The organism is Aquiluna sp. (assembly GCF_965064355.1).
This window is the reverse complement of the sequence record NZ_CBCHRQ010000073.1, coordinates 1-6,042: the sequence shown is the minus strand read 5'-3', so window position 1 is coordinate 6,042 and position 6,042 is coordinate 1. Positions and strand designations below refer to the sequence as shown.

The window sequence follows — 6,042 nt, the reverse complement described above, 5'->3', positions numbered from 1 at the left end:
GAACCCTCAGCACCTGGAAGATTCAGAAGTCTGTCGAACTAGCGCTTTCTGCACTTGGTGAGATCCAAGAAGTTCTCCCGGCCAACCTTTTGAAAAAGCACAAGATGCTGTCGCTTTCTGAATCGATAAAGCAGATACATGTCCCAAAGATTGATAGCGAGTGGCAGGCAGCTAGAGACTCGCTTCGCTTTCACGAAGCAATGCTTTTGCAAATCCAATTGGCGCAGTCCAGGTCAAAGCGCAACCAAGTCAAAGCTTCAATTAGGACTCCTGGTGAGCTACTAGGAACCTTTGATAAGCGATTGCCATTTGAGCTCACCGACGGTCAGCGGATAGTAGGCCAAGAGATAGAAATAGATCTAGCCTCTGGCCACCCAATGCACAGGCTTTTGCAGGGTGAAGTTGGATCGGGTAAGACATTGGTTGCCCTTCGTGCTGTGCTAACGGTTGCTCAATCAGGTGGTCAGAGCGCACTGCTTGCTCCTACAGAGGTCTTGGCATCTCAGCACTTTGAGTCCATTAGAAGCTCGCTCGGAGACGAACTCTCAAGAGCGCTTGGGCTAAGGCTGCTAACCGGTCAGATGTCAACGGCAGAGCGCAAGATAGCCATGTTGGACATCGCCAGCGGTAAGTGCCTCTTGGCAATCGGAACTCACGCTCTGATTAGCGAAAAGGTGCAATTCTTTGACCTCTCGTTTGTTGTCGTGGACGAGCAGCATCGCTTTGGTGTTGGCCAAAGGGAAGCGCTCAGGGCCAAAGGCAAAACTGCGCCTCACGTTCTGACTATGACCGCAACCCCAATCCCAAGAACCATGGCAATCACAGTTTTTGGCGACTTGGAAATCTCTACGCTGGTTGAGCTTCCAAAAGGTCGACAGCCAATCTCTAGCCACGTAGTTGAACTTGCAAAGCCAGCTCTGGTTGCCAGAGTTTGGCAGCGCGTGGCCGAGGAGGTAAAGGCGGGTCGTCAGGCTTTTGTGGTTTGCCCAAGGATCGACGGCGAGCTGGTCGAAGAAGACTTCGAGCCAACCGAGGAAGAAGAAGAGCAAGGACCGGCTCCAGCTGCAGCGGTGGAGGTAGTTGAGGCCCTCAAGCTGAATCCAGCTTTGGCTGGCCTAAACATCGGTCTGATGCACGGCAGGCAGTCGCTGGAAGAGAAAACTGCGGTAATGCAGGCCTTTAACGCAGGTGAAGTGCAAGTTTTGGTTTCAACGACTGTGATTGAGGTGGGTGTGAACGTCCCCAATGCCACCGCAATGGTGATACTGGATGCCGATCGATTTGGCATTTCGCAGCTACACCAGCTTCGTGGTCGAGTCGGGCGTGGTGCACACCCAGGAGTTTGTCTAATGGTTTCGGCGAGTGAGCCAGGATCTTTGGCCATGGAGAGACTCAATGCCGTTGCATCGACGGTCGATGGCTTCAAGCTAAGCGAGCTGGATCTTGAAATTCGTGGCGAAGGTGACGTGCTGGGCAATTTGCAATCCGGTGGAAAATCGCAGCTCAAGCTGTTGCGAGTAATCAAGGATGCTGAGCTAATTCAACAGTGCAAGGGGCTTGCTCAGGACCTAATTGCTGCGGGATTGCCTGCCGAAACAGTCAAGGCTTTGGAACTTGCAGATGCGGCAGCGCTCAAGCGCAGCTAACCTTTACCTTGTGAATTCTGTTGCCATCTACCCTGGGTCCTTTGACCCGCTAACTCTTGGTCACCAATCGGTGATTGAAAGAGGGGCTGAGGTATTTTCGAAACTGCACGTTGTGATTGTTCACAACCCCAACAAAAATCCGCTTTTCTCAGTTACTGAACGCCTTGAGATGGTGAAGTTGGCGACCAAGCACCTTACGAACGTTGAAGTCTCAGCTTTGGAGTCTGGCTTGCTGGTTGATCACGCTAAGTCTTTGGGTGCGAAGGTGATTCTCAAGGGTTTTAGAACCGCTGGAGATATCGAATACGAACTTCCTATGGCTCAGGTGAACCGCGATTTGGCCAACTTGGAGACTGTTTTCATGGCGGCAGAGCCTGTCCATGGTTATGTCTCATCCTCTTTGGTGAAAGAAGTTGCAAAACTTGGTGGAGATATCTCTGGGTATCTGAATGTCGATGTTGCCAAAAGACTTAGCGAAAGGCTCTCAAAGTGAGTTTTCTAGTACCAGTTCACGATCTCATGAAGCGTCCCGGGCTCATGCGTGAGCTAGAGCTTGATATCCCATTGGCTGAGCCAATTGGAACCGAGGTCGTAGCTATTCCAACCGGTGCTGAGGTTGAGCTTGAATTGCGCCTTGAATCTGTCCACGAGGGCATTTTGGCAACCGGTGAGATCTTTGCCGAGGCAAAAACCATGTGTTCAAGGTGTCTAGAAGACATGAATCTGAAGATTGAGGTGGATTTTCAGGAGCTTTTCGCCTATTCTTACTCCTCGGATGACGAGCTGCTTGTTACCAACGAACACGTTGATTTAGAGCAGGTAGTCATAGATTCAGTAGTTTTGAGTCTTCCTTTCCAACCCGTATGCAACAAGGATTGCCTTGGCTTGTGTGTGGAATGTGGATTTAGGTTGAGCGAAGAACCTGAACACAAGCATGAGAATGTGGTTGATCCCAGATTCGAAGCCCTAAAAGACTTACTTAGCAAGGAAGAGTAGCCATGCCAGTACCAAAGAGACGCAAGTCACGTGCTAACACTCACGCACGTCGTTCAATGTGGAAGGCTGCGCCAGTTACCCTGGTGAAGACCATCGAGAACGGTAAGACCGTTTACAGCCTGCCTCACCGCGCCAAGGTTGTAACCGACTCTGTCGGCACTGAGCTCTACATGGAGTACAAGGGCCGCAAGGTAGCTGACGCTTAATAATGGGCTTTAGCGAGCTGCAGTCGCGGCTCGGGGGCAACATCTCACCCGAGCTTCTGCAACTAGCCCTGACCCACTCTTCTTACGCCTATGAAAAAGGCGGAGAAAACAACGAACGGCTCGAGTTTCTCGGGGATTCAATCCTCGGCTACTTGGTAGCCGTTCAAGTTTTTAAGGACCACACCCCACTAAACGAGGGTGAACTCACCAAACTAAAAAATGGCGTGGTTTCTGCGCAAGCTCTGGCAACCGCAGCCAACCGCATTGGTCTTGGCGAATTCTTGCTGCTGGGTAAAGGTGAAGAACAAACTGGCGGCAGAAGCAAAGTAAACGTTCTTGCTGATGCCTTTGAGGCAATCCTCGGGGCGGCCTTCCTATCTTTCGGTCTTGAGTCCGCAAGTGCGATAGTTGAAAAACACATCGTCCCGTTGCTAGATGACCCAGATGCGATTCGCGAAGCATCAGACCCTAAGACTTCGCTATTGGAAAAGCTTCAGAAGCTAAAGCGCGAACCGGCTCGCTACGAGATCACAAGTGCCGGGCCTGAGCACGAGATGATCTACACCGCAACCTGCTTCTCTGGCGATAAAGAGCTAGCCCAAGGCGATGGCACCACCAAGCGCGGTGCAGAGACTCAGGCGGCAATCGCAGCTTTGCGACTTTTGGCGGAGAAGTAGTGCCAGAACTACCTGAGGTCGAAACAGTTCGCGCGGGCCTCGCAGAGCATCTTGTCCGAGCAACGGTTTCCGGAATCGAGATTTCAGACATTAGGTCGCTGAAGCGAAATGTCTCTGGCGTTCAGGGCTTTGTCGAGGAGCTCACCGGATCAAGGCTTGAATCGGTTGTTAGGCGAGGCAAGTTTCTCTGGCTAACGCTGTCTAGTGGCCGAGCTTTGGTTGGACACCTAGGCATGAGCGGACAGATTCTGGTTAGAACTCCAGGATTTGCGCCAGATCCACAGACCAGAGTCGTAATTCACGTGCAGACCGAGGCTCATGAGCCGCTAGAGATTCGCTTTGTTGATCAGCGCCTATTTGGCGGTCTAATGATCGATGACCTTGTGCCAACCTCTGATGCGCTTCCTGCGGGCTTCTCACCTGAAGCAGAGGCTGCTGCAGTCATTCCCTCAACCGTCGCTCACATCTCAAGGGACTTACTAGATCCTCACTTTGACGTTGACGCTGTTGCGACAAAGATGTCGAAGAAAAACTCAGGCATCAAAAGGGTTTTGCTGGATCAGAATCTCCTCAGTGGCATCGGCAACATTTATGCCGATGAGAGCCTTTGGGTGGCAAAGCTTCACTATGACAAACAGGCCTCGAGTATTTCTAAGAAGAAGCATCTGGAGCTGATTGAGATTGCAGCTGACGTTCTTCGCAAGGCGGTTGCGCAAGGCGGAACCTCTTTTGACGAGCAATACAAAAACGTAAACGGCGAGAGCGGTTACTTCTCGCAGTCGCTCAATGCCTATGGCATGACTGGCTTGCCTTGTAAGCGCTGTGGGACTCCAATCAAGCGCGAGGCTTGGGCTAACCGCGGTTCACACTTCTGCCCCAAATGCCAAAAGCGTTAGGCTGAGTGAATTCTTTGACCGGGGAGAAAATGCGCAAGAGAATCCTTGTCATCTGCATGTTTGACAGCATTCACTCCGCCAGGTGGTTATCTCAGTTTCAAGACCAAGACATCGAGTTCTTGCTTTTCCCATCTTCGCCACATCGCAGAATTCACAAAAACCTCAAGAGTCTGGTTGCTGGCAACAGCGCCGCAAGCTACAAGCAGTTTCCCCTAAGTCGATTTTTTGGCCTACCGCTTTGGATCGCGGACAAACTTGTAGACAACTGGTTTAGGTCAAGCCTGGTAAAGCGTGCGATAAAGACTTTCAAGCCTGACTTTGTGCACGCGATGGAATTGCAAAATGCTGGCTACATTGCCGCCAAAGCCATGACTTCAAAATCCAATTCAAAGTTGATTGCTACCAACTGGGGGAGCGATATTTTTTGGTTCCAGCAGTTCCCTAAGCATCGCGACAAGCTAAAGCATCTCCTCTCGGTAGCTGACTACTACTCCTGCGAATGCAATAGGGATGTTTCCCTTGCCCACAGCCTTGGGTTCCAGGGTCAGGTAATGCCGGTGATTCCTAACGCAGGGGGTTTCTCGAAAGAAGTCCTCGACCAGAAAGTCCCACTGTTGCAAGACCGTAAGGTGATTGCAATCAAGGGTTACCACGGTTGGGTTGGCAGGGCGAAGGTTGCCCTAGAAGCCGTCGAGGCAATAGCAGGAGATTTGAAGTCCTATCGCCTAGTCGTTTACTCGGCAAACCGAGGGACTATCAGGTTGGCAAATCAAATCGCCAGGCGAGCTGGTTTAGACATCACCGTTTTTGGCAAGGGAAAACTCAGCCACAATCAAGTTCTTGAACTTTTTGCCAGTGCCAAAATCTATGTCGGCCTATCGCTCTCAGATGGCATCAGCACATCGCTATTGGAATCAATGGCGATGGGCGCTATTCCGGTGCAGACCGCAACGGCGTGCTGTGATGAGTGGTTTACCGATTCCGGTGTGAAGGTGACAGAAACAACCGTCCCGAAAGTTCAAGAGGCTATTTTGGCGGGACTAAAGCTTGCCGAGAACCAATCTCTTTCGAACAAGAACCGAGAGATTATTCACACAAAGGCCAACGCCGAAGACGTTGCCAAGATTGCCCAGGGTTTTTACAACCTTTAGATCTTCTTGCTCCAAAGTGACCTAGAAAGCTTTGGCCAAATCACAACAATTGCCGCCAGGCCGATTGCTCCGTAGGACCAGAATAATCCCAGGTCATTAGCCGGAATCATCTTGTCTTTGTGAAATTCCAAACCAGTCCAAAAGATTGTTGCTGCCAATGCTGCGGCAAAGAAGATTGCACCGAGTTTCCCGGTTTGAATCCTCGCCTGCATTGCAAATGCCAGCACCACAATGCCTGCAACCACTAAGCCAACCGGTGCGCCACTGACCTTGGTTTGGTGAGCAACCGTTCCGGCCACCGCGACAAATGCGCCGGCAAAAGCCGACCCTAAAAGCCCGAGGGCTTTTTTAGGACTGGCTGGCACGCTTGCGCGCCGATGCCTGACGAGCTCTGACGTTTGGATCAAGCTCAAGCTTGCGAATACGAGTCGCTTCAGGGGTTACCTCAACACACTCGTCTTCACGGGCAA

General features: G+C 51.3%; 8 protein-coding genes. 7 read left to right on the top strand and 1 reads right to left on the bottom strand.

Annotated features, from left to right (window positions below):
- The 7 genes from AC128V_RS06255 to AC128V_RS06225 all read left to right on the top strand — a co-directional run.
- A partial coding sequence (locus AC128V_RS06255) for an ATP-dependent DNA helicase RecG (protein ID WP_482763818.1) occupies positions 1-1,646 on the top strand: 1,646 nt, incomplete at its 5' end.
- Entirely contained in the window at positions 1,621-2,139 is a 519-nt protein-coding gene (gene coaD / locus AC128V_RS06250; RefSeq protein ID WP_482763817.1) for a pantetheine-phosphate adenylyltransferase, read from the top strand. The genes AC128V_RS06255 and coaD, both read left to right, overlap by 26 nt.
- Complete coding sequence (locus tag AC128V_RS06245; protein ID WP_482763816.1) at positions 2,136-2,642, top strand: YceD family protein; 507 nt, start codon at positions 2,136-2,138, stop codon at positions 2,640-2,642. The genes coaD and AC128V_RS06245 overlap by 4 nt, the downstream gene beginning before the upstream one ends.
- 2 nt (positions 2,643-2,644) lie before the next feature.
- A complete protein-coding gene (rpmF, locus tag AC128V_RS06240) occupies positions 2,645-2,848 on the top strand; it encodes a 50S ribosomal protein L32 (protein ID WP_482763815.1) in 204 nt (67 codons plus the stop codon).
- 2 nt (positions 2,849-2,850) lie between these two features.
- A complete protein-coding gene (rnc, locus tag AC128V_RS06235; protein ID WP_482763814.1) occupies positions 2,851-3,525 on the top strand; it encodes a ribonuclease III in 675 nt (224 codons plus the stop codon).
- A complete protein-coding gene (mutM, locus tag AC128V_RS06230; protein WP_482763813.1) occupies positions 3,525-4,421 on the top strand; it encodes a bifunctional DNA-formamidopyrimidine glycosylase/DNA-(apurinic or apyrimidinic site) lyase in 897 nt (298 codons plus the stop codon). The genes rnc and mutM overlap by 1 nt, the downstream gene beginning before the upstream one ends.
- A gap of 56 nt (positions 4,422-4,477) precedes the next feature.
- The gene (locus tag AC128V_RS06225) at positions 4,478-5,572 is read left to right on the top strand and encodes a glycosyltransferase (protein ID WP_482763812.1); all 1,095 of its coding nucleotides are present in this window, start codon (positions 4,478-4,480) and stop codon (positions 5,570-5,572) included.
- Here AC128V_RS06225 and AC128V_RS06220 read toward each other — a convergent pair.
- Complete coding sequence (locus tag AC128V_RS06220; RefSeq protein ID WP_482763811.1) at positions 5,569-5,937, bottom strand: hypothetical protein; 369 nt, start codon at positions 5,935-5,937, stop codon at positions 5,569-5,571. The two genes, AC128V_RS06225 and AC128V_RS06220, sit on opposite strands and share 4 nt — an antisense overlap.
- Between the last annotated feature and the right edge of the window lie 105 nt (positions 5,938-6,042).